This window comes from Butyricimonas hominis (assembly GCF_014287455.1).
Lineage (GTDB): Bacteria > Bacteroidota > Bacteroidia > Bacteroidales > Marinifilaceae > Butyricimonas > Butyricimonas muris.
Genome location: NZ_JACOOH010000008.1, coordinates 89,597 through 114,367, shown reverse-complemented (window position 1 = coordinate 114,367; position 24,771 = coordinate 89,597). Strand labels below are relative to the sequence as shown.

The following is a 24,771-nucleotide window of genomic DNA, read 5'->3' as shown; positions in this document are numbered from 1 at the left end:
ATATGAAAAAGATTCTATATTTTAATATACTTGTTTTCTTGTTGTGCGGATGGGGTATGCCTGTTGCCGCGAAACAAAAGAAAGAAGAAGACCGACAAAAAACGGAAATAAAGACCCCTTATCAGAAGTTTTTTGAAGGTAAGAAAAAAGTGACCAAAGAAGGATGGATGAAAGTACACCGGATAAATGGAAAAGTGTACGTGGAGTTCCCCTCTGTTTATTTAGGAAAAGATATGTTGTTTGCTTCTTCCATTGAAAATACCAGTGATAATGGAGAAGGTGTTGTCGGGCAATTTGCCGGTGCGGGAATTGTTTTCCGGTTTATCAAGCAGGATTCAGTGATACAGGCAAATATGATTAGAAATCTTCCCTTTGACACGGGTGATAATCGGGACTTGACAGATTTGCTGCAAAAATCAAATTGTGGTGGTGTGTACACAAGTTTTAAAATAGAAGCGATAAACCCGACAGATTCATCCTATTTAATAGATATGACACCTCTCTTTCTGGAAAGTTCTTACAATACCAATCCGTTTTCCGGTTTTTCTGGAAATTCATTGTTCGGTTTTGTATCCAGAATTCATAATTACAGGGCGGAACGTTCGTTTTTGAAAGATATTGATGCTAAGGCATGGAACATAAATGTAAAATGTGAATTGAGTTATAATGTCGACCGTTTAATATTCGGTGCGTTTTTGAAAGATAAAGATGTACCCGTAACGGTAACAGTGAACAAGATGCTGACCCTGTTGCCGGAAAATATGATGCGTCCTCGTTTGGCAGATCCCAGAATAGGTGTGTTACCCGAAAGGAAAATGAATTTTTCGGATTCGAAGGACGGGGCAAAGCAAATTTACCTTGCCAAGCGTTGGAGAATAGAACCAGTGAGTGAAAGCGATTATAAACAGGGGAAGATAGTGGAACCCCGTCAGCCAATTGTCTTTTACTTGGACTCTCTGATGCCTGAATTTTGGAAACCTTATGTCAGGGCTGGTGTTGAGGCTTGGAATCAGGCTTTTGAAAGAATCGGGTTTAAAAATGTTGTTCGAGTGAAGGATTTTCCCGTGAAGGATACGACTTTTGATGCTAATGACATTCGGTTTTCCACGATACGTTTTTCCCCGTCAGTATTATGGATGACGAATATACAGACTTCATTACATGAAGATCCGAGAAGCGGGGAAATTTTGAATGCGTCGATCTATATACACCAGAATTTGATTTATGCGATGATAAAAAATCGTATGGTGGCAACCATGACGGCGGATTCCTCCGTGAGGCATGTCTGTTTGCCTGATTCGGAAGTCGGTAATATGATGAAGATGCATGTGATGCAAGCTGTTGGAAAATGTTTGGGGTTGGCGGAGAACTTGGGTGCATCCTACGCGTATCCGGTGGATTCATTGCGTTCGGCTTCGTTTACAAAGGAATACGGGTTGAGTCCTTCGATAATGGATGATCTGGTTTATAATTATATCGCTCAGCCGGAAGATGTGCAAAAAGGCGTTCTTTTGGAGCCTAAAGGTTTAGGAGTATATGATTTTTTTGCCATAAAATGGCTGTATGAGCCTATCTACGGGGTACAAGATTTCCAAGAGGAACTCACGACACTTGACCGATGGATTAAAGAGGGCCAACAACAACCTTACTGTCGATTCGGTAGCAAGCAGATAGGATATCCTGTTTATGATCCTTCCGTGGCGCGAGGAGATTTGGGGGATGATCAAGTAAAAGCGTTGGGGTATTTGCTGAAGAATGCGAAAATAGCTGTTCAACACTTGAATGAATGGTATGCGGAAAATGACGAGAACTTACAGATGCGGGCAGAACTGTCCCAGTATCTGGACGGTCTGCTAACAGGTAGAATACAGGATGTGGCTAATATTATCGGTGGTATTTATCTCCGGGATGTGAGAAATGGTGATGATAAGCCTTCTTACGAAGTTATTCCTCGCGAGAAACAGCGTGCCGCGGTAAAATGTTTACTTCAATTGACAAATGAATTCTCTTGGCTTGACGATAATATATTGATGAATGAATTAGAAATTCAAGACAGTCGGGGAGATTTAATGCGACAGTTGGTCGTGTCCAGTTTGTTTGCTCGAATTAAACCGGTTGCCTTGTGTACGGAAAAATCTAAAGAGGCTTATTCGATTCGGGAATATATCAGTGATCTTTATCAATGGGTCTGGGGAAAAACTTTAAAGAACCAAAAACTGACTAGGAATGAAATGGATGTGCAAAGAGCTTTTTTGACAAGCGTTATACAAACTTCTGCGGTAGATGCTTCCGTATCATCTTTCGAACCAGTCGGTCAGGTTGCGTTAGTTACTCCTGAAAGAAATAATTTAGCCGCACGTTACTGTAAGACTGTTTTGGAACAAATGGTTCGTGACAGGGCAAAAATGCAGCAAAGTGGTTTCAGTCCGATACCCATGATTCAACAGAATAATTATCCTGTTGCCCATATTTATTACAAAATGTTGTTGGATATTCAACAGTTATTGAAAACGAGAATACAATCTAGTTCCGGGGCTACTCGTCAACACTATGATTATTTGTTGTTTAAGATAAGACGGGCTTTGGAATTGAAATAATCTATGTAAACTGTATCAGTGTTTATTCGATTTTAAATAAAAATCCCATTACTTCCCGAAAAAGTAATGGGATTTATTAAGTTGTATTTACTTATTCTATATCCTTAATAATATGTATCGCATTCAATGCCAGAGGAAAACCGATATATGGCAGGCATTGAATCATGGCAGCGATGAGGGTTTCCTTGTTGTTTCCCGCTTTAAGGTTGCCTTGCGCATGCGATTCGATTTGCCGTTCTGCACCGAGGGTTGCCAAGATGCAGAGGGATAATAATTCACGAGTTTTAATATCCAGCCCGCTCCGGGTGTAAAAGTCGCCGAAACACATTTCCGTGAGGAGGCGGGGAAGAGTGTCATTCATTCCGGCGGGGAGAGTTTTCAACGCTTCTTTCATTTTTTCGCCGTAGAGCGCGTGTTGGATTTCTTTCCCTTTCTCGAATCGTTCTTCCTCTTTCACGGTTTCTTGGGATTCCAACGGTAGGGCGATACCACGTTCTTTGAATACCTCGTTGATCGTGCCAAGTGCGTTCAGTGTTTTCGGGAAACCGATAAACGGGGCGCACAAGTAAACTAATTCCCGCAATTCAACGGGAGTTACTCCCGCGTTCAAGGCTGCCCCGGCGTGGGCTTTCAGTTGTGGCAACGTCTGCATCGCGGTTAATGTAATGCAGGTGATCATCTCGCATGTTTTCATGTCCAGATTGCCGGTGCGGAAAATATCCCCGAAGATGAACTTCTGGAGAATATCCATCATTTCCGGATCCGAACCTTGTCCGGTTAATGCTTCTCCGCCGAACAAGGTGGTATAATTCTTTTTACATAACTCGATTCTATCCGTATCTTTTTCATTTTTAGGCGTTTCTTGCGCGAAAGTAGAAATCGCTTCCGAGTATTCCTCGTCAGTCACTTCGCCCATCCATTCCGTGTTGTTCTCGCTGACTCTGGGCGTAATTCCGATATGCGTGAAGCGGCTGTCCGGGGCGGCTCCATGCCAGTGAATCGTGTTGGCGGGGATATTCACCACGTCGCCGGGTTGTAAGCGTCGTGCCGGTTTACCTTTTTCTTGGTAGTAACCGATGCCTTCCGTGCAAAGCAAAATCTGACCTATCGTGTGCGAATGCCAGTAATTGCGTGTTCCCGGGGCAAAAGTGACATTGTACACGTTACACTCGTACTCCGGTTGACCGGATAGGTATTGCAACCAAGCTTCCCCGGTGAAATTTGCCGTAACGGGTGTGCCTAAACCCAGCACCGGCTCCGTTTTCTTTGTAGATGCTTCCATCATTAATTTGTTTTGATTATTATTTTTACTGTAAGTGCCATTCTTGCATGAATTTGTAAATGTCATGACCATGCAAACCATTATTAAAACGAAATTCTTTCTCATGTGTATTTTGTTTTAGGTTAAAATTTCAGTTTAATTCTATCCGGTTTCTTTATTACAAAGATATTTCACCTCGTGCGACAGGATGGTATATGGATTACGGATGTTTGTACCCATTTTACAGGTCGGGAATAAATTCATAAAGAAAATTTTTAACTTTGTATCAGACATATAATAATAGAACCCATGGACGAGATATTGAATATTGAAACAATAGACCAGTACAATAAGCTGTACAATCAGGAAACGTTGCACCCTCTCGTGAGTGTTGTCGATCTTTCGAAATCAAAAGAGAGAAGGTATTGCCGGATGAATTTTGGTCTTTACGCTCTCTTCTTGAAGGAAGTCAAGTGCGGGGATATGCGTTACGGGCGTAATTATTACGATTACCAAGAAGGGACGGTAGTTTGTATCGCCCCGGGACAGGTGGTCGGTTTCGAGGACACGGGCGAGGTCTATCAGCCGAAGGGGCGGGGATTGGTGTTTCATCCCGATTTGATTCGGGGTACGTCATTGGCGCGGGATATTAAGAATTACTCTTTTTTCTCTTACGAGTCGAACGAGGCTTTGCACCTTTCGGAACGGGAGAGGGGAATCGTGCTCGACTGTCTGAACAAGATATTGATGGAATTGGAGCACTCGATTGATAAGCATAGTAAACGGCTTATTGTCACGAATATCGAGTTATTGCTTGATTACTGTACCCGTTTCTACGAGCGGCAGTTTATCACTCGCGAGAGCGTGAACAAGGATACGCTCACGAGGTTCGAGAATCTGATAAACGAGTATTTCCAAAATCAGGTACAGACGGAAGGATTGCCTTCCGTGAAATATTTTGCAGATAAAATATGCTTGTCACCCAATTACTTCGGGGATTTGATTAAAAAGGAAACGGGGAAATCGGCACAGGAATATATCCAGTTGAAATTGATAGGTGTCGCCAAAGATAAAGTGCTTAACCCGGCTAAAACGATTAGCCAGATCGCTTACGAACTGGGATTCCAGTACCCGCAGCATTTCGTGCGTGTTTTCAAAAAGCGGGTGGGGTGTACCCCGTCGGAGTATCGGTTGCAAGGTTCGTGATGTTTTTTTTCAATGTATTATGGAGAATAAAGGCTATCGAAAACAACCTTCGCGAAATTAACTTATCCAAAGGCGAAGGAAAGTTACCAGGTTCCATAACACGTGTAGAGCGATAACATGACCGAATCCTAGCTGAATTCTTGTGTACCCGAAGATTAAGGCTCCGGCGAAGATGGCCAAGAAGAACGTTATAGGCATGTTATAGATATGGTATATCGTGAAAAGAGTTGCCGATAGGTAGAAAATAACGGTAGGGTGGGTATTCCATTTGTAAAAGAAATGGAAGTTTGTGGTGATAGATATGCATAAATATCGATTACTGGGTGTGGTTTCCGGTAATTATAGTTTATTGTATAAAATAATATAAAAGACATACTTCAATAGGGTATATTACTGTAATATTATAGTTATTTTCTAGGTATCCGCTCCTATTCACTTCCCATTCCACTCCCATTTAAAGTCTATTTTAATAAAATATTTATTGTGTTTTATTTGCATTTAGATAGATTTTATTATATATTTGTCCTATCGGATATTTGTTATAGATAACGGTGAATGATAGGATTTTCTTATGATTTGACCGATAAGTTGGTATGTATGGTGTAAGTAAAACAAGGAAGGTATGGCTACATTAAATGATTCTTTATTGAGTGGAGCGTCAGGGAAACTTGATGGCTACGTGATTTATCGGGTGGGGAAGAAGACGTATATGCGGAAATTGGCGGAGAATGTGTCTAACCCTCGTACGGACGGGCAGACGATGCAGCGGGCGAAGTTGCCGGGGGCACAGACGATGTATCGTGCGATGCGGGATGGTATGTTGAAAGATGTGCTTGATGTTGCCGCTCGCGAGGAAGAGCGGCGTTCCGGTTATCATTGGTTTTTGCATGCTAATATGAACGTGTTCGGGAAAGAGCATTATATTGATTACTCGAGATTGGAATTGACGGCAGGGAGTTTGCAATTGCCTTTCGAGATGAAAATGATCGAGGGGGACGAAACGTACGCTTTGTTTAGTTGGATAGATAATTCCGGTTCGGTGACGGCACAGGCGACAGATCGGTTGCTGGTAGCCGCGATCTTTGACGATGAACCGTATAGTCCGGTGGTGTTGGAGATGGATAGGTCGTGCAGGGGTGACGGTGCGGGAGTCGTGAATTTGCCCGAGGGTACGTGGAAAACGGTACATTTATATTGTTTTTTCGCTTCGGAAACGGAGAGGCGTTATTCCCCGTGCCGGTATTTTAGTATTAGTAAATCTTAAAAAGAAACGGTTATGGCTATATTCGATTCGACTATTTTTCGAGATTTGTCAGGGTCCGTGGGAAACGTGACCGCGTATAAATTGGGTGACAAGCAGGTGGCAAGGGCAAAGACTTTCGTCGTGCGGGATGCGAAGTCTTTGGCTCAGTTAAAGCAGCGTTTGCGGATGAAAGAGGTTGCCCGGCTTAGGCGGGGGATTGTGGGGGTGTTGCCCTTGGGGTTTTGTACTTCGTCAAGGAAGGTGTGTTTGAATGGTTTCTTGAAAGAGAATATCAAAAAAGTGGAGGTTGATGATGATTTGAACGTGACGTTCGATTTGTTGTCCCTTTCGCTTTCTGCCGGGGAGTTGGCGTTGCCGTCGATACAGGCGGAGGTTGACGGGGATATGCGGCGGGTGATGTTTCATTGGGTGAAGCAACCGTTGATGCCTTACATGTTCAAGGATGACCGTTTGTACGGGGTGGTATATGAAAGTGGCTTGCGGAGGTGTAGGAAGGTGGAGTTGGGGACGAGGGGTGTGAGTGGGGATATGGCGTGGGAGTTGCCGAGAGATTGGGACGCGGGGAAGTTGGTGGTGTACGGTTTTGCCGTGAGTGCCGACGGGAAGAAGGCGTCGGGGACGTTGGGCGTGTGCCGGAGTTGAACAGGATGTGGTGGCTCGTAAAGATGTCGTAAGATGGATGATTTTCAAGATAGTGATGTGTTGGTGAAGTCCTTGCGGAGTGGTGAGGAAAGGGCATTCGTGTATCTTTTCGATAATTATTATGACGGTTTGGTGAATTATGCCGGGCGTATCGTGAAGGAGGTGGAGTTGGCAAATGATTTGGTGCAGAGCACGTTTTGTAAACTTTACGAGGATAGGAAGGTGTTGGATGTGCGATTGTCGATTAAGTCGTATTTGTATAAGTCCGTGTATAATAGTTGTTTGAATGCGATTAAACATCAAAAGGTTGTCCGCAATTATATCGACCGTGAGATGTTGGATTTTTATTTCGAGGAGGTTGTCCAGCGACCGGAGGTAGAGGTGGAATTGCTGGAACAGGATATAAGAAAGGTGCTTGAAGAGGCTGTAGAACGGTTGCCTGAGCGTTGCCGGGAGGTATTTGTCTTGAGTAAAATGGAGGAATTGTCTAATAAGGAGATCGCGGAGAAGTTGAATGTTTCCGTGAAAACGGTTGAAGCACAGATGACTAAAGCTTTGTCCCGTTTGCGGAAGGATTTGGAATGGTTACTTTGTGTTATTTTTGTTACAAATTTTTGATTCGGGCGTAGGGGTTATCCTTTTCAGAGTTGTCATATAGGTATAAAGGAAAATACTATGGCAAACGAGATGGATGAATTGATATGGCGAGTGCTTGACGGGAAGGCTTCTCCCGGGGAGATTCGCCGTGTGGCGGAGTGGGTGAAGGAGTCCGGCAATAGGGCGTATTTCCGACAGTTGCGGAAGGTCTGGAATCTGGTGAATGGTCCGAGTGTTACCCCGGAACGGAAACGGGTGGAGTTGGAGCGTTTTCGGAATTTCATGCGTCAACAGCCCGTGAGAAAAGAGAGGCGTTTGGTTTGGAAAGAGGGGTGGTACAAGTATGCTGCCGTTATAGTTATTCCTGTTTTGATAGCTGTTTATTTGTCGTGGTACGAGTTTGCGCGGGAGGATACGCGGGTGCTTTTGAACGAGGAACCGGTGTATCCGGGTACCCGTCAAGCGATATTGACTATCGCGGGCGGGGATACGATAGCCTTGCCTCCGAATCGGGATGTGGATATTCAACTGGCTGGTCAAGTGCGTGTTGTCGGTTCGGGAGAGAGTATCGCTTACGAGTTGGGCGAGGGGGAGTGCGCGAGTGAGGAGCGGTATAATACGTTGACGACTCCGGTCGGGGGTGAGTATCAAGTGGTGTTGTCCGACGGGTCCCGGGTGTGGTTGAATGCGTTGACACGATTGCGTTACCCGGAGATATTCAAGGAGGATTGTCGTGAGGTGCATTTGAGCGGGGAAGCTTATTTCGAGGTGGCGCATGATCCGGAGCGTCCGTTCGTGGTGGTGGCGAACGGGGTGGAGGTGACGGTTTACGGCACGCGGTTTAACGTGAATAATTACGGGACGGACGTGGTACGAACCGTGTTGGTTGACGGTAAGGTGGGAATACGGGTTATGGAGTCGGGCAAAGAGGTGGTGTTGAGCCCGAATGATATGGCGGAGTTTTTCGAGGTGTCGCGGTCTGTAAAAGTGAGGAAGGTTGACCCGTACGTGTACACGGCGTGGAAGGAGGGTAAATTCGTGTTTGAGGATGAGCCTATCGAGGAGATTATGAAGCGTTTGAGTAACTGGTATGGCATAAAAGTTCTTTATGCTGACGAACGGGTGAAGAAGCAGACGTTCACGGGGGTGATTACCCGTTACACGGAGGTGAGTAACGTGTTGCATTTGATCGGGGAAACGGCTGTCGTGCGCTTTCAGTTGAATGGAAATGTCGTGACCGTGGGTACGTGATAAAAATAAAACCGGTAGTTATTGGGCTAACTACCGGTAATAGATTGATGCGTTTGCATCAAAATGTCAAACTAATTGCAAAGTTATGAAAAAATTTGAAGAATCGGGAATTTATGTCGCGAGAGGGTGTGTATTGCTGTTATTTTTGTTGTTTACGACGGGAGTTATGGCGCAACACCAGAAGGTGACGATCGACGTGAGAGATGTCGGTGTACAGGAAGTGTTTAAATCCATTAACAAGCAGACGGGGTTGGATTTCGTGTACGGGGCGTTGCAGTTGAAGGAGCTTGGTACGGTGACACTTCAGATGAGGGATGTGACGGTGGAGGAGGTGATGGCGAAGTTGTTTGCCGGGACACAGTTCGAGTACAAGTTTGAAATGAAGTCGATTGTTATCAAGAAAAAGGAGAAGAGGGATGAGGTGAGGAACCGGAGTTTGAGCGGAAGCGTGAAGGACGAGAATGGAAAACCGTTGCCGGGCGTGACGGTGGCGGTGAAGGGGATTAGTTTGGGTACTGCCACGGATAAGGATGGGAAGTATAAGTTGGTTTTCCCGTGGGTGGAGAAGCCGGTTATCGTGTTTTCTTTTATCGGTATGGAAACTTTGGAGGTCAAGTACGCGGGCAATGACACGATCAATGTGGTGATGAAGGAGTGTGTTGCTGAGTTGGAGGAGGTGTTGGTGCAAACGGGTTACCAGTCGATTGACCCGAGAAAGAACACCAGCGCTGTTACCACGATTAAGGCCGCGGATATTATTACTCCGGGGTTGCAGACGATAGACCAGATGCTGGAGGGGTACGTGCCGGGGATGGTTTTTATGCAGAACACGGGACAGATTGGTGCCGCACCGCGTTTGCGCGTCAGGGGGACTTCCACCGTGTTGGGGTCGCAGGAGCCGTTGTGGGTGATTGACGGGATCGTGCAAGAGAATCCGGTGAACGTGGATCCCTCGCAGATTAATGATTTGGATTTCGTGAATCTGTTGGGGAATGCCATATCCGGCTTGAATCCGGAGGACATCGAGCAAATCGACGTGCTGAAGGATGCTTCGGCAACGGCTATATACGGTGCCCGCGCGGGGAATGGCGTGATCGTGATCACGACGAAGAAGGGGAAGGCGGGTCCGCCCTCGGTGTCTTATTCGTTTTCCGGCACGTATACCCGTCGCCCTTATTACACGGACCGTGCTGTGAACGTGATGAATAGCGAGGAACGGATTGATTTCTCGCGTGAGTTGATTGCCAAGCAGACGGTTTACCCGACAATTAAGACTTGGATCGGGTACGAGGAAGCGATCAGGAAGTATTACAGGGGGGAGATTTCTTTCGAGAAGTTCCAGCAAGACGTGGGGTATTACGAGCGAGTGAACACGGATTGGTTCGATCTGTTGATGCAGAATTCATTCTCGCATAAGCACACGCTGAGTTTGTCGGGCGGAACGGACAAGACGAAGTATTACGCTTCCGTGGGGTATAGCGATATGAAGGGTGCCGAGCGGAGGGAGAAGAATAAGTTGTACTCGGTCAGCTTGAAGGTGGATGTGAATTACAATCGTTTCGATTTGCATTTTGATATGAAAGGGAACGTGGGAGAGAAGAGATACACGCCTTCGGATGTGGGTGTCACGGAATACGCTTATAATACCACGAGGGCTCTTCCAGCCTACACGGAATCGGGAGATTACTGGTATTACGCGCGGGAGGGAAGCGATAATACGGGGTATTATCAATTGTTTAATATCTTGAAGGAGGTGGAAAACAGCACGCAGGATATTGATTCTCACGGGATGACTTTTACCGGAACGTTGGGATACCGTATCATGGACCCGTTGAAGTTTGCCTTGACGCTTTCTTATTCGGTGAATAACACGGAACAGGATATCTGGCACGGGGAGGATACTTATTATTGCAGGAAGTTGAGGTCGAATATGCCGGATGGCTCGGAGAATCTTAATTATAATAGATTGCCCGTGGGTGGGGAATTGCAGGAGAAGAACACGAGAAGGAATGCCTATACTTTGAGGGGACAGTTGAATTTTAACAAGTATTTGGATGTTGCCCGGAATCACATGATCGTGGCGGCTGTAGGTGGGGAAATGTCTTCTAATAAGTATAAGGGGCTGGAACAGACTTATCGCGGTTTTTTGAAGGAACGCGGGTTGCAGATGGCGGAGATTGATTTGAAAAAGTACGTGAAGTACGCGGAGTGGTTGCAAACGGCAGAGGCGAAGGGGATTCGTACTGATCAGTTGACGAATATGATTTCGGGGTATTTCACGTTGTCGTATAGTTACAAGGATTACTATACGTTGAATTTTAATACCCGCGTGGATGCCTCGAACAAGTTTGGTTCCCGCGCGAATGATAAGTTTTTGCCGATATGGTCGGTTTCCGGGAGGCTTAATTTGAAGGAGGCGTTTATGGAGCGTGCCAATTGGGTGAACACGTTGGCTTTGAGGGCTTCGTTCGGTTATCAGGGAAATATGCTAGATTCGGAAACGGTGGAAACCGTGATAAAGCGGGGAACGCATGACAAGTATTTTAACGAGTACGCTTCTACGATTTACAAGTATCCCAATCCTTTGTTGAAGTGGGAGAAAATTTCCAGCGTGAATACGACTTTGGATTTTGCTTTTTTGAAAAATAAGATCCGGGGTTCTGTTTCTTATTATTACAAGAAGACGAGGGATGCTTTTTTGAGCAAGAAGGTTTCGGAGGTTAACGGAATAGATGCTTACGTGGTGAACAAAGGTACGTTGACGAATCGGGGGATGGAGCTCGCGTTGAATTTTATCCCGGTGAACACGTTTGGCGGTGGTTCGAAAAACGGTTTTCGCTGGAGTTTTGATCCTCAGTTCGGTCAGGTAATTAATAAGTTGCTTAACAAAGCTATAAATAACGGCAAGAAGCAGAGTTTGCGCGACGAGGATAATATTACTTACACGGATTATTTGAATGGAAGGGTAGAAGTTGCCGGTCGACCGTTGAATAGTTTCTTCTCTTACCGTTTCGCGGGTTTGGACCCGGCGGATGGCCGCCCGATGTTCAGTGGCACAGAGGTTAATTACACGGTGAATGGAGAGGAAGTGCTGGGAGAAGATGGCGAGGTGATCACGAACAAGAGTCGTTACGCTGAGATGACGAAGGAGCAGGTGTTCCTGGAAGTGATGGATTATTCCGGTTGCCGTGTGCCGAAGTTGCAGGGAGGTGTACGTAATACATTTTCTTATAGAGGGTTTGCGTTGGCGTTGAATTTGAGTTATAGTATAGGTTCCAAGGTGCGTTTGTTGAGAATGTACCCGAATATTGCCAAGGAGAACGGAACGTTGGCTCCACAGCCGATGGAGAACGTTCGCCGGGAGTTTTTAAGGCGTTGGAAGAGCCCGGGGGATGAGGCGTACACGAATGTGCCGGGGATTATATCGGATGATGAGTTCGTGAAGTCTTTGTCTAACGGTTGGTGGCGTAAAGAAACGTATTCGTTCGGGACGAATATCTGGCAAATGTATGATTACTCGGATATTCGTGTCGTGAGCGGGAATTATCTTAAAATACAATCGGTGTCGTTGCGTTATAATGTGCCGACGAGATGGTGTAACCGGTTGTTTTTGAAAAGTGCTTACGTGAGTTTGTCGGGTACAAACCTGTACACTTGGGGGGCTAAGGCGTTGAAAGGGCAGGATCCTTCCACGCAAACGGGTAGTTCGACGAAAATCGCGCAGTCCGTGCGTCCCACGTATTCGTTTAGTTTGAATGTAACTTTTTAATCGAGTATGGTTATGAGAAAGATGATTTATGTTTTGTGGCTGTGTTGCTTGGGTGGTCTTTTTTCCGCTTGTAGCGGTTTTTTGGAAGAGTACTCGCAGGATTTGACTTATATACAGACCGTGGATGATTTGAATGAGCTTTTGGTGGGAAGCGGTTATATTTCAAACACGTCGGATTTTTTGCCTATGTTGCACGTGATGGATGATGACACGGAGTACGTGAGAAAACCCACGACGCCGGGATATTGGGGGTTCCATTATTGGTTGGCTAATCCTTTCGTGTCGAGTGCCGGGGTGGAGCAGAAGGACGGGGTGTGGTCGACGTTTTATAAATATCTGGCGGCGATTAACGTGGTGATGACTAAAGCGGAGGATTTCGCGTCGGAAGGCGAGGCGTATAGAAAAGTGAAGGGTGAAGCTTATTTCTTGAGGGGGATGGATTATTTTTATCTGGTGAATTTGTACGCGAAGCCGTATTCCGCCAAGACGGCGGCGAGTGAACTCGGTGTACCGTTGAAGTTGACGGAGTATGTCGAGGATAAGCATTACGTGCGGGCTTCGCTGGCTGAGGTGTACGCTTCGATTGTTTCCGATTTGAAGAGTGCTGCCGTTTATCTGGAGGGAACGACGCAAACGACGAAGAGAAGGGCGAACGTGGACGCGGTACGTGCTATGTTGAGCCGGGTGTACCTGTACATGGCGGGAGAGGAGAATTGGGAGAATTGTGTGGCGATGTGCGATTCCGTTTTGAAGAGTAAACGGTACGATTTGTATGATATTAACGAGCATGAGCCCAAGAAGGATTTTATTTTTTTGGATTCCCCGGAAACGATATTCACGCAGGGAAAGTGTAGTGCCCGAAACCCGATATTCATGGGACAATCTCAAGTAGCTACTTATATGTTGACACAGGATTTGCTGGGGAGGTATGATGCGGATGTCGATTTGAGGTATTCTCATTGGTTTAATAACGTGAGGAATATCGGGTGGATTTGGATGAAGTATTCGCCTTTAACGCCGGTTGTTTCGACGATGGTTTCGAGCGAGTTTTTGCTTCGGTTGCCGGAGGTGTATTTGAATAAGGCGGAGGCGTTGATTATGTTGGGACGCACGGAGGAGGCGGTAGAGGTGTTGAGGGCGTTGAGGGAAAAACGTTTGGTGGAGGGGACAATGGATGTTATTCCCTCGAATCAGAAGGATTTGGTGGATTTCGTGCGGCTGGAACGCCGTTTGGAGTTGTGTGGGGAGGGGCACCGTTGGTTTGATTTGCGGCGTTACGCTGTTCACCCGACTTTCCCGGAAGAGAAGGAGATTATACACGAGTATGTGAATCAATCGGCACGTATCGGTTATTACAGGTTGGCTCCTTATTCCGAGAATAGCGGGAATTGGGTATGGCCGATACCGGAGTACGCGATTACTTTTAATGACGGTACGTTGGTCGCTAACGAGAGGGATGGTGCGCCTTTGGTTGAATATTAAAAAAGAGAGAGATGAAAAAGATTTTATTTGTATGGATGCTGTGTTGCGGGCTGATGGCTTGTAACCGGGATGATAAGGATACTCATGTTTCTTATAAAGATATGGAGTGGTACGTGGTGGAGGATAGCGACGATGAGTTAGACCATTTGATTTACGAGGTTTATAAATCTACGGGGATTCCTCTTTTTTACAAGGACACGATTCGGAGCCGTACGGAGGTGAATGAATGGGGGGGAGTGTACACGCTTTACCAGATATTGAACCCGAATTACATGATAGAGGGTATGTCTAAATTGTGGACATTCACGAAGTCTACGGACCGGGAAAAATTGAAGAAGGGGGTGGAGTTGTTTCGGGATGAGGTGTATCCCAAGCTCCCGAAAGGATATCGCTCGGCGTGTTATCTTTTGGTGGATCAGTTGCGTCAAAAGGAGTTTTATACGGATGTCGTGGGGGCTCGTAAGGGGATGAATACGACGGTTATCGGTCGGGTGGCAGAAGTGGACGAAATGTCCGAGGAGGAGCGGGAGCGTTTGGCTTGGGAGGTTGTCGCGGAGGAAGTGTATGATAGTATCCAGTTGAATTATTCCAAGGAGGTGGATGCGTTTTTTCAAGTGAGTTTCGTGCTGTGCAAGAAAAAAGACGTGTATTCGGATATTATCACGAAGTTCAAGAGTAATATTCCGAATTATAATGCCGGATCGAATGGGGCGGCGACAGACCCGAGGGAGGCCGGTTTCTTGCGCTGGTGGCAGAGTAAAAGGTATACACCGGAGTATAAGGATGATGTGTGCAGTTATCTGATAGAGGTGTTGATGGGTGATGACGAGGGGTTCGCGGAAAGGAACGCGGGGTTTAAAGGATGTCTCGAGAAATATGATATTATAAAAAGTATCGCCGTGGAGATGGGGCTTAGGAGGTAAGTTTAGTCTATAAAGTCTGTAAGGTCCATAAGGTCAAAAGTCCATGGACCCCTGCGGGGCGCTTTGCTTACGGCAGTGTTGCTGCCGATAAACTCTGTCCGAAAGACTCCAGTGACTTTACAGACTTTATGGACCTTATGGACTTTACGGACTAAAGGTGTGTTTTGACACACTGTATAATAATATGTTGTATGTAAATGAATTGTATGAAAAATCCAATTGTAAGAGTGGAACATTTATCTCATCGTTACACGGTGCAGTGGGCGATAGAAGATATTAATTTTGAGATTGAAGCGGGAGGAATCGTGGGATTGTTGGGATCTAACGGTGCGGGTAAGTCAACGACCATGAATATTATTTGCGGGGTGTTGAATCAGACTCGCGGGGAGGTGTTTATTGATGGGGTTAATTTGAGAGAACATCCCGTGGAAGCAAAAAGGAATATCGGTTTTTTACCCCAAAAGCCGCCGATTTATCCGGATTTGAATGTCGAGGAGTATTTACGGTTTTGTGCGGACTTGAGGTTTGTCGCTAAAAAAGATATTCAGTCGGCGGTGAACCGGGCAATGGCACGTTGCGGTATCACGCATTTCAAGGATCGTTTGATACGGAATTTATCCGGGGGATACCAGCAACGCGTGGGAATAGCCCAAGCTATCGTGCATGACCCTAAGTTTGTGATATTGGATGAACCGACTAATGGTTTGGACCCGAATCAGATCGTGGAGGTTCGTAATTTGATTCGAGAGATTGCCTCGGATCGTACGGTTTTGCTTTCCACTCATATTTTGTCGGAAGTGCAGGCTACATGTCGGGATATAAAGATGATCGAGTGCGGGCGTGTTGTTTTCTCCGGTACGGTGGATGATTTTGACAATTATATCAAACCTAACACGTTGTTGGCATGTTTTGAACGCCCTCCGCTGGAAGATGAATTGTTGGCCGTGGAGGGAATCACCAAGGTGAAAAAAGTGAACGAGAAGAATTATCGCCTGTGGTTTGACGGTGGGCGGGATGTGTCAAAGGATGTGGTGAAGTGCAGTGTGAAGAATGGTTGGGAGTTGGAAGAGATTCGTTTCGAGAAGAGTTCTTTGGATGCCGTGTTCGCAAAATTGTCAAATAAAGAGATTCGTGAATTATAAAACGTGGAATGATGAAAACAATATATAAGATAGCGAAATTAGAGTTAGCTAACCTTTTTTATTCTCCGATCGCGTGGTTTATATTGATAATATTCATGTTGCAGATGGGTATTAATTTCGGGGAGATGATGGGGTCGTTGGGACGGTTCCAAGAGTTGGGACGGAATTTAATGAATTTGACGGCGAGGGTGTATTACGGGGGAATGGGTGGTTTGTTGCGCGGGGTGTCAAGTTCTTTGTATCTTTATATTCCTTTGTTGACGATGGGGTTGTTGAGTCAGGAGTTTAGCCGGGGATCGGTGAAATTACTTTTCTCTGCCCCGATTACCAGTTGGCAGATTGTGCTTGGAAAGTATGTCGGCATTATGATATACGGGTTCTGTTTGATGCTCGTTATCGGGGTGTATGTTGCCATCGGTTGGGTGACGATTGAAAATTTTGACTGGCGACCGGTGCTGATCGGGATGTTGGGGTTGTATTTTTTGCTGGGAGCTTATGCGGCTATCGGGCTTTTTATGTCTTCGTTGACTTCGTACCAGATTGTTGCCGCTTTGGGGACTTTTGTCGTGTTCGCGTTGTTGAATCTGGTCGGAAGGGTCGGGCAAGATATTGAATTCGTGCGGGATATCACGTACTGGCTTTCTTTGGGAGGGAGAGTGAACACGTTTTTGCAGGGCATGGTTTGTAGCGAGGACGTGTTGTATTTTATTATCGTGATCGCGATGTTTCTTTCATCCTGTTTTTTGAAGATCCAGCTGGGGCGTGCCCGTTATTCCGGTTTGTCCAAGATGATGCGTTACGGGGGAGTGTTCGCGGTGGCGATGCTTGCCGGTTACGTGACTTCTCGTCCGGTGTTGAAAGTGTATTATGACGGGACTTACACGAAGGCGAATACTATTTCCGAGGCTAGTCAGGATATCGTGAAACGACTGGACGGGGGAATGACGATCACGACTTACGTGAATCTCTTGGATAATGTTTATTCTTTTTCCCGAAAGGGTGTTTTGAGTGATATGGCTTTCTTCGAGAAATACGTGCGCTTTAAGCCGGATATTAGGATGAAGTATGTTTTTTATTATGATGAGGTGGATAATCCGAAATTGGAGCAGATGTATCCCGGTTTGAGTGCCGAGGAGAAAGCGAAAAAGGTGGTGAAGGCTGCCAACTTGAATTTGGATGATTATTTGTCCCCGGAGCAGATCCGTGAGCGTGTGGATCTCTCTGAGGAAGGGAATCATTTTGTTCGTATATTGGAAAGGGATAACGGTCAGACCGCCCGCTTGAGGATATTTACCGATATGCAGAAGCATCCTTCGGAAACGGAGGTTTCTGCAACGTTGAAACGTATGGTTATGAAGTTGCCTAAGGTCGGTTTTTTGAAAGGGCATGGGGAACGTTCTATTACGAGAAATAAGAATCGGGATTATTCTTTGTTCGCTTATGGCAGATATTTCAGGCATTCGTTGTTAAATCAAGGGTTTGATGTGGTGGAGTCCGAATTGGAACCGGAAAAGGATAATTTGCAGGATATTGATATTCTGGTGATAGCAGATCCGTTGGAAGCGTTTGAGGATTGGGAACTAGAGCAGTTGTCGGATTATATTGACCGGGGAAATAATTTGATTATAGCCGGAGAACCGAAGAACGATGAGTATTTAGCTCCTGTGTTGGAAAAGTTCGGGATTCGATATGTTCCGGGGACATTGGTGCAACCGATGGAAGAGTTTCCTGCCGATTTGCTGGTGGTTCGTTCGACGTTGGCGGGAGCGAGATTAAGCAGGGTGAGTGCCGGTTGGCGGCGTTCGATTTTTACCATGCCGGGGGCTATGGGAATTGATTCGGTGGCAGACAAGGGATTCAGGATGATTCCTTTGTTGGTATCTCGGGATTCCGGTTGTTGGAATGAGGTGGAAACGACGGATTTCGTGAATGGAACCGTGAAGTTGAATCCCGCGGCAGGAGAGAGGGAAGCCCGGATGGTAACGGCGATGGCTCTTGAAAGGGAATGTAACGGGCGAAATCAACGGGTGTTGGTGCTGGGGGATGCCGATTGTATTAGTATGGGCGAGCTTTCTGCAGTCCGGAGAGGTATACGGGCTTCGAATTTTTCGTTGATTCAAGGGGCATTTTGTTGGTTGTCCGATGAGGAATTGCCGGTAGATATACGACACCCGAACCCGATTGACAATAAAATCTTTTTGGGAATATCTTCGGGAACATGGGTGAAAGTGTTCGTGAAATGGATTCTTCCTTCTGTTTTGTTGTTGTTAGGGATGATTTTGCTTTTGCGCAGGCAAAGGAAATAGAAAGAGTGTTATTTATAGGAAGAGCACGTCAATTTTTTTTGACGTGCTCTTTTTGAGCTTTTCTTATGTTTTCTATTGGCAAAAATGGAGTAGGAGATTATGTCCGATCCGTTGTAGTTTGAGCATTTGTTTTTTCCGGGGAGTTTGTAGCGGGTGTTGTCGCCGCTTCGGCTTGGGCTTGTTCGTCACCCGGGAGGACAAGGTTGATCTTGTACTGGTTTTTACCGTTGTAGATTTTTAAGGCTTCCGGCTTTATCGTTTCCACCCGGAGGTTTGCCTCGGGTATTCCTTGGGTGATAAGGTAAGTGGCGGCTTTTTGATTCCTTAGGCGGATGAAGCGGTCTACTTGGTCTTGCAGGGTTTGTTCGGGAACGAGGGACAGGGCTTTGTCGGTCACGGAATTATTTTGGTGTTCCGGGGCGACTATACCGGACAGGTAGGTATTCAAGTTTTGATCTTTGGTTTCTATTTCGCCGATTTTGGCGTAGTCGATTGCCAGAAGGGTGGAATCGCTTTTTTCCGGGTGTTGTGACAGGTAATATTTCTTTTTGGCGTTGAATAGAGCCAGTTCTTCCCGTGCTCGCGGGAGGTTGATTTGCTGTTCCAATACCAGCGTCATGGCGGGTTTGTCCTTGATGATTTTTGCCAGATCGTTGAACGTGGTGAATTGTTCCGATGTAAATTCCCATTGACTGGGGTCGAGAGGGATGGATTGCAATTTATCCGGGGATAATCCTAATGAATTTGCCATGAAGGTGACCGGGGAGACGGCTATTTTCACGAGCAGGTTGGTAAGCGTCTTGAAAATCAGTTTCCGGTAGGAGAATTCCGGGGAGGTGATGTTGCCTTTTACCGGGAGTTCCATGTTGATTTTGTCGTTTTTATCCTTGATTAGATAAAGGGCAGTCTTCATCGGGATGTTGTATTCCGCTTTCAGGTCTTTGCGTTTGTTTTCCAGCTCGAACCGGAAAGCATCCAGTGTATTTCTTCCTTCAAGCATATTGTCGGTAATCACGTTCACGCTGGTGAAAGCGAGATTTCCCTTCCGTATCGGGTAGGCGAAGTAGGCGAGACAATAGGGATCAAAGCCGCGCAGGTCTACGTTTTTGATGCTTAATGTCAGCATGAGGTTACTGATGTCGTCGAGTTTCCCTTTCCAGTTGAGGAACGCGCTTCCGCCTTGCCCCATGTTCATCTTCATTAGAATATGGTTCGTGCCGGAAAGAGTCACGGAGTCTGCCTGCACGGAGATGTGTGTCATGGGAAAAGAGAACGGTTGTGCCAGCGTGTGGTCGTTAAACGTGAAGGAACATTCGGCGATGTCGAGTTTGTTTAATTTCAACCGCGTGGGTGTTTCCGCCACGGAATCTGTCGTGACCGTGCTTCGTGTCGTGTCGGCGGGGGAGGCTTTCATGAGGTCGGAGAGGTTGTTGTGCTCTTTGTACAAGTCAAACGAGGTGGTGAGGCCTCTCATGGTGAGGGTGTTGAAATAGAATGTGTTTGTCGAGGGATTGATTTCCTGTATGTCTATCCCGATGGTGTCGAGAGTGAGCACGTTCTTCTGGTGCATGTCCGCGAGAGATAGTTTCTTTAATCCGGTTTGTCCCTTGACCGAGAGATCGAGCACGTGATTCACGTTGCCCGTTATATCCATGTCGGCAGATAGTAACCCGCCGAGCTTACTGATATTCAAGTAATCGGTCAAGTAGGCTTGCAGGTTGTCTATGGCAAGGTCTTGGAGATTCAAATGGATGAGGTAATCGCCGTTTGTCAAGTTGTATTCGGTTTGAGTTTGCAGGCTACCGCCGTTGCTGAAATTCAGGTTGATGCCCACGTTCGTGTTCTCCCCGCTGAAGTAAACCCCGGGAATGTGGAGGTTCATATCTTCCATGTCCCAGACGGATTGGCGTATTTTGTCCTCGTAGTACACGCGACCTTGCCGGAGATTGATGTTGCTTATGGCTATTGTCATGGGGGAGGAGTTTGTTGTGTCCTTGGAGGATGCCGTTTCCGTGGTGTCGGATGAGGCTAGTGCCAGCAGGTCGTTGAAGTTGAATACGTCCCCTTTTTGCCATACCATGACCCGCGGGTGCACGAGCGTGATTTCGTTTACCCGTAATTCGTTAGCGAGTAACCTGTATAAAGACAGGTCTACCACGAGGGTGTCGAATGACACGAACGCCGTGGTGTCGTCCGGTTCGTAAAGGGTGAAATCGGAGATCCGGTTGTACCCCGTGAAAAGATTTGAATAGAGCCCGTTGATTTGAATTTTCCTGCCGACGAGTTCTTTCCCGTGTTTGTTAATGTAGTTTTTGGCTATCGGCGGTGCGATAATTGCACAGATTATAACTAAAAATATAATAACTATCAATGTGATAACTAGTATTTTAATAAACTTCTTCATGATTTTTTCTAAAATAAAACAGTCAATATATATAAGAACAAAATTAGTGTAAAAAGGCGGAACTTCGCTGTTTTAATTTACGTATTTAACAGTGTTTACGTTACCATTTTCTCTAAATAAATGAAAATTGGTCTGAAAGTTATAGATTTTTATTTAAGAGGGGTGTTTGGTTTCGTTTTGTAAGTAAAATAATTAATTCATGTTAAATATTAAGTTAAAATCGAGTTTTGAGTCACCCTTTTTGCTCTTTTAGGTGTTATAAGGGTGTAAGTTGAAATTAATGTATCAAGCAGTATGTTGAAAATTGTATTAATCGTAGGAGTATTATTATTCAATCTTGTTGGAGTGGAAGCTCACGAGAAGGAGATGGATTCATTGGATAATTTAGTGAAGAGGTTCGAAGCGAATCCTGCGGACCCACAGACCACCATCAAGTTGTTGAAGGAGTTGAAGAGTCAAGGCAAACCTAGTGGTGATGTCGTGAACAAGTATTTTCAGACGCAGCAGGAAGCTGATTATCTGAAAGATTACAACTGGTCGATTATCCGTGATTTTGTGGATGACGTGAATGCACCACAAATTAAATACGTGTTTAACAATCAATCCAAGTTCATACAGCGTTTTTCTAAAGACGATGTGTTCCAGAAATTGGATAACGTGTTCGTGGGACACTTGGAGCGGTATTATAACTCGAACCGGACGGAGTATAACAAGTACTTGGATTTCCTGAGAAATACGGGGTACGAGCATTACGACGTGGTTTCGGATTATTTTTACATCAAGCAGTTGCGTGCGGAACGGAAGTCTGAGGACTATTTCTACAAGGCTCGTAAGTTGTTCCGTTATTTCCCGGAAAACCGGAAAATGATCAAGGAGATCACCGATGGTGCGTTGGAGATCATGAATGACGTTTCCCGTTTGAAGGTTATCCAATTGTGGGCAGGCAAGACCGTAGAATCCAAAAAAGATTTTGATGCGCTTTATAATTATGTGCTGATTTCTAACAAATGTGGTTTCGGTGACGTGGCCAAGAAATATGCCCAGATCGCGACTTCTGTTGCAGAGCAGTCATCTAACCAGATGTTGTTGGAGAAAGCAAAGAAATTGAATCAGTTGATTAACTAGGTATAAATTGAATCGAATAGTAGGCGGGGGGTGTCAAAACACCCCCCGCCTGCTATTTCAGAAAAAAATGTTATCTTTGTATGAAATCAAAAAGGGATGCTTATGAAAAAAATTCTACTATTAGCAGTTTACTTGCTGACGTTGGGGAGTTTGACGGGATTGAAAGCACAAGCAAAAGAGACGTTGGTGAAAGTAGGGGATGATGTTCCGGAGTTCGTGGTTGAGATGTTTGACGGGAAGAAAATCGATATCAAGGATTTGAAAGGGAAGATCGTGTTGATTAATTTTTGGGCGACTTGGTGTCCGCCTTGTCAGGAAGAGTTGAAGCGGGTTCAGAAAGAAATTATAGACAAGTTTAAAGGGAAGGATTTCGTGTTTTTAGCGATTTCACGGGAGGAAACGAAGGAACAGGTAGCTAAATTCCGGGAGAAGAACGGGTATACTTTTCCCATGGGATTAGATCCGGAACGTAAGATTTTCGAGAAGTTTGCCACGGCATCAATCCCGCGCAATTTTCTTGTTGACAAGAAGGGAAAGATTGTAGCTATCGAGATCGGTTACTCGGAGAAGTCTTTTAATGAGTTAATCAAGAAGATAGAGAAGTTACTGGAAAAGGAATAACGAACAGGAAAGAGGATTTTTGAGGGTGTGTTGAAACACACCCTCTCGTCTATAAAGTCTGAAAGTCCACAAGGTCGTAAGGTCAAATGTGTAGAAATTGATAATCACGAGAGTAATAGGTATTCGGAAAAATATAATATCTTTGTGTTGCAAGATATGAATAAAGGATCGTTTATTAATTGTGTTGCCCCTAAGATGGGAGGAATGTGTATAATTCTTATATCTAAGTAATTACATTTTTTGAAATATAATAATGCATTCATAATACACTAAATTTTATGGGTGTTTTTAAACGATCGTTTATTTATATATAATGTTGGGTGATAAGAAAATAAATATACGTCAAAAAGAGGTGTTTGATAAATGCTTTCGTGTTTATTATCAAACACTTTGTTATTTCGCGTATAATTATTTAAAGGGGCAGGAAGAGGCGGAAGATGTTGTACAAGAAGTTTTTATTAAATTGCTTGATGCAACAGAAAGCTTTGATAATGAGGAACACTTGAAACATTACCTTTATAAAGCGGTTCGGAATGCATGTCTGAATCAAATAAAACTCTCGGGAATTCGGTCTGAAATCTTGAATAATATACAAAAAAATACTCCTCAAGATGAAAATGACTTTTTTGTCCATGTCGTTCGAGCAGAGGTCTATGGGGAAATTATGGCTGCTGTTAATGAATTACCGAACGAGTGTGGACGTGTTTTCAAGTTGGCATACGTGGATGGTTTTAGTAACGAGGAAGTCGCCGAACAATTATCTATCAGCGTGAACACGGTAAAATCCCAGAAGAATAAGGCAAAGATTCAATTGCGGGAGAAGTTGAAAGGGTTGTATCCAGTATTGTTGTTTTTCTTGAATATATAGATTTTTTTTTGGGGGGGGGTATTTTCTTGAAAAATAGTTGTTTGTAAAAAAAAGATTACTTTTTCAAGAAAAAAAATGAGTTTTGCGTAATCCTTTTTTTCGAGTTATTTGTATTAGGGCAAATTTGAAGAAAGAGATGAAGAATCCATTTAAGTTTGCAAAGGAATTATTACGGTATAGCCGGGGAGAACTTTCAGGACGAGAGAGGGAAGAGATGGAGAATGTACTAGAGGAAATGGAGAGATTGGATGAATTGGCGCGGGAGTTGGGGGATAAGGAACGTATCGGGGAGGAGTTGAGGGTAATCCGGACTTTTGACACGGAAAAAGCGTTGCGAGAAATAAATCGGAAGCGTGGAAAAGGACGGCGTTTATTTATACCGTGGGTGGCAGCGGCTTCTGTCGTGGTTGTTGCCGGAATGACAGTTTTATTTTTGTTGAATCGTGTTCCGGAGAAGGCAGCGAGCGTACCTGTTGTGGCAAGAGTGGAACCCGGGAAAGCGAAGGTTACTTTTGAAATGGCTTCCGGGGCTAGATTCGTGTTGGATACATTGACCTCGACGATTCGTAATGACAGGGCTAACGTGGCTTTTGAAAACAGTGACGGTACTCTTCGAGTTGAAGAGCAGGTTGATACCGTGGGCGATAATGTTCCCGAGGTAGGGAGGAATAAGATATTAGTTCCTTATGGTGGTACTTATTCATTAATTCTTGCCGATGGAACGAAGGTATATTTGAATTCGGGAACAGAGTTGGAGTTTCCCTCTCGTTTTAGTAAAGAAAAACGGCAGGTAACTTTGAAGGGAGAGGCTTATTTTGAAGTGGCCAGAAATGAGAATAAACCTTTTATAGTGCAGGTCAACGAGATGGCGGTAAAGGTGTTGGGCACATCTTTTAACGTGAAGTCTTACGTTGACGAGCCGGGTGTTTACACGACGTTGGTAGAGGGTAGTGTTGCTATTGCTCGCGATGGGCAACCGGACAAAGTGATCGTTCCGGGCGAACAGGCTTACTATAACAAGGGTGTTGGAACATTGAGTGTTAACCCGGTAGACGTGGCTGAATTTATTGCTTGGAAGGATGGTTTCTTCTTGTTTAAGGATCTGCCTTTAGAGGAAATCCTGCGTATCGTGTCGAGGTGGTATGACGTGGAGGTGTTTTACGTGAATCAGGGAGCGAGAAGCGTGGTGTACAGTGGTAAATTGCCGATGTATTCTTCTATCGAAGACGTGTTGAGGAAGTTCGAAATCTCGGGAGAGGTTCGGTTTGACTTAAAAGGAAGAGTTTTAATGGTTTATGACAAATAACAAACGG

Annotated in this window: 18 protein-coding genes; 15 read left to right on the top strand and 3 right to left on the bottom strand. The window is 45.1% G+C overall.

What is annotated here, in order from left to right; translation table 11 throughout:
• Positions 1–2: 2 nt before the first annotated feature.
• Complete coding sequence (locus H8S64_RS17335; RefSeq protein ID WP_186977713.1) at positions 3–2,597, top strand: zinc-dependent metalloprotease; 2,595 nt, start codon at positions 3–5, stop codon at positions 2,595–2,597.
• A 91-nt stretch (positions 2,598–2,688) separates the two neighbouring features.
• Here H8S64_RS17335 and H8S64_RS17330 read toward each other — a convergent pair whose 3' ends face one another.
• Positions 2,689–3,984, bottom strand: coding sequence for a cupin domain-containing carboxymuconolactone decarboxylase family protein (locus tag H8S64_RS17330; protein ID WP_186977711.1), 1,296 nt, complete (start codon positions 3,982–3,984; stop codon positions 2,689–2,691).
• A gap of 183 nt (positions 3,985–4,167) precedes the next feature.
• Here H8S64_RS17330 and H8S64_RS17325 point away from each other — a divergent pair, with 183 nt between their 5' ends.
• Positions 4,168–5,064 carry a helix-turn-helix domain-containing protein gene (locus H8S64_RS17325; protein ID WP_186977709.1) on the top strand — a complete coding sequence of 299 codons (897 nt, stop codon included), beginning with the start codon at positions 4,168–4,170 and terminating at the stop codon, positions 5,062–5,064.
• Between the two features lie 57 nt (positions 5,065–5,121).
• Here the strand turns inward: H8S64_RS17325 and H8S64_RS22820 are convergent, their stop codons facing one another.
• Positions 5,122–5,361 (bottom strand): CPBP family glutamic-type intramembrane protease, encoded by a 240-nt coding sequence (locus H8S64_RS22820; protein ID WP_366482934.1) that lies wholly within the window; start codon positions 5,359–5,361, stop codon positions 5,122–5,124.
• Positions 5,362–5,686: 325 nt separating this feature from the next.
• Between H8S64_RS22820 and H8S64_RS17315 the strand changes: the two genes are divergently transcribed.
• The 9 genes from H8S64_RS17315 (at position 5,687) to H8S64_RS17275 (ending at position 18,440) form a co-directional block, all read left to right on the top strand.
• Entirely contained in the window at positions 5,687–6,328 is a 642-nt protein-coding gene (locus tag H8S64_RS17315; protein WP_186977707.1) for a DUF6266 family protein, read from the top strand.
• Between the two features lie 12 nt (positions 6,329–6,340).
• Positions 6,341–6,970: a hypothetical protein gene (locus H8S64_RS17310; RefSeq protein ID WP_099290310.1), complete on the top strand. Its 630-nt coding sequence runs from the start codon at positions 6,341–6,343 to the stop codon at positions 6,968–6,970.
• Between the two features lie 33 nt (positions 6,971–7,003).
• Positions 7,004–7,588, top strand: coding sequence for an RNA polymerase sigma-70 factor (locus tag H8S64_RS17305; protein ID WP_186977705.1), 585 nt, complete (start codon positions 7,004–7,006; stop codon positions 7,586–7,588).
• A gap of 57 nt (positions 7,589–7,645) precedes the next feature.
• Entirely contained in the window at positions 7,646–8,818 is a 1,173-nt protein-coding gene (locus H8S64_RS17300; protein WP_186977703.1) for a FecR family protein, read from the top strand.
• Positions 8,819–8,903: 85 nt separating this feature from the next.
• Entirely contained in the window at positions 8,904–12,587 is a 3,684-nt protein-coding gene (locus H8S64_RS17295; RefSeq protein ID WP_099290313.1) for a SusC/RagA family TonB-linked outer membrane protein, read from the top strand.
• Positions 12,588–12,599: 12 nt separating this feature from the next.
• Positions 12,600–14,069 (top strand): RagB/SusD family nutrient uptake outer membrane protein, encoded by a 1,470-nt coding sequence (locus H8S64_RS17290; protein ID WP_186977701.1) that lies wholly within the window; start codon positions 12,600–12,602, stop codon positions 14,067–14,069.
• A gap of 11 nt (positions 14,070–14,080) precedes the next feature.
• The gene (locus H8S64_RS17285) at positions 14,081–14,992 is read left to right on the top strand and encodes a hypothetical protein (protein WP_186977699.1); all 912 of its coding nucleotides are present in this window, start codon (positions 14,081–14,083) and stop codon (positions 14,990–14,992) included.
• 206 nt (positions 14,993–15,198) lie between these two features.
• A complete protein-coding gene (locus H8S64_RS17280) occupies positions 15,199–16,134 on the top strand; it encodes an ABC transporter ATP-binding protein (protein ID WP_176554891.1) in 936 nt (311 codons plus the stop codon).
• An 11-nt stretch (positions 16,135–16,145) separates the two neighbouring features.
• Positions 16,146–18,440, top strand: coding sequence for a Gldg family protein (locus tag H8S64_RS17275; protein ID WP_186977697.1), 2,295 nt, complete (start codon positions 16,146–16,148; stop codon positions 18,438–18,440).
• 97 nt (positions 18,441–18,537) lie between these two features.
• On the opposite strand, the gene H8S64_RS17270 is transcribed toward H8S64_RS17275, so the two are convergent.
• The gene (locus H8S64_RS17270) at positions 18,538–20,844 is read right to left on the bottom strand and encodes a DUF748 domain-containing protein (RefSeq protein WP_186977695.1); all 2,307 of its coding nucleotides are present in this window, start codon (positions 20,842–20,844) and stop codon (positions 18,538–18,540) included.
• Between the two features lie 294 nt (positions 20,845–21,138).
• Between H8S64_RS17270 and H8S64_RS17265 the strand changes: the two genes are divergently transcribed.
• The 4 genes from H8S64_RS17265 to H8S64_RS17250 all read left to right on the top strand — a co-directional run bounded on the left by H8S64_RS17265 (position 21,139) and on the right by H8S64_RS17250 (position 24,764).
• The gene (locus tag H8S64_RS17265; protein ID WP_099290318.1) at positions 21,139–21,969 is read left to right on the top strand and encodes a hypothetical protein; all 831 of its coding nucleotides are present in this window, start codon (positions 21,139–21,141) and stop codon (positions 21,967–21,969) included.
• Between the two features lie 96 nt (positions 21,970–22,065).
• A complete protein-coding gene (locus H8S64_RS17260) occupies positions 22,066–22,590 on the top strand; it encodes a TlpA family protein disulfide reductase (RefSeq protein WP_186977694.1) in 525 nt (174 codons plus the stop codon).
• A 352-nt stretch (positions 22,591–22,942) separates the two neighbouring features.
• Positions 22,943–23,458: an RNA polymerase sigma factor gene (locus H8S64_RS17255; RefSeq protein ID WP_186977693.1), complete on the top strand. Its 516-nt coding sequence runs from the start codon at positions 22,943–22,945 to the stop codon at positions 23,456–23,458.
• 136 nt (positions 23,459–23,594) lie between these two features.
• Entirely contained in the window at positions 23,595–24,764 is a 1,170-nt protein-coding gene (locus tag H8S64_RS17250) for a FecR family protein (RefSeq protein ID WP_186977692.1), read from the top strand.
• Positions 24,765–24,771 lie beyond the last annotated feature (7 nt).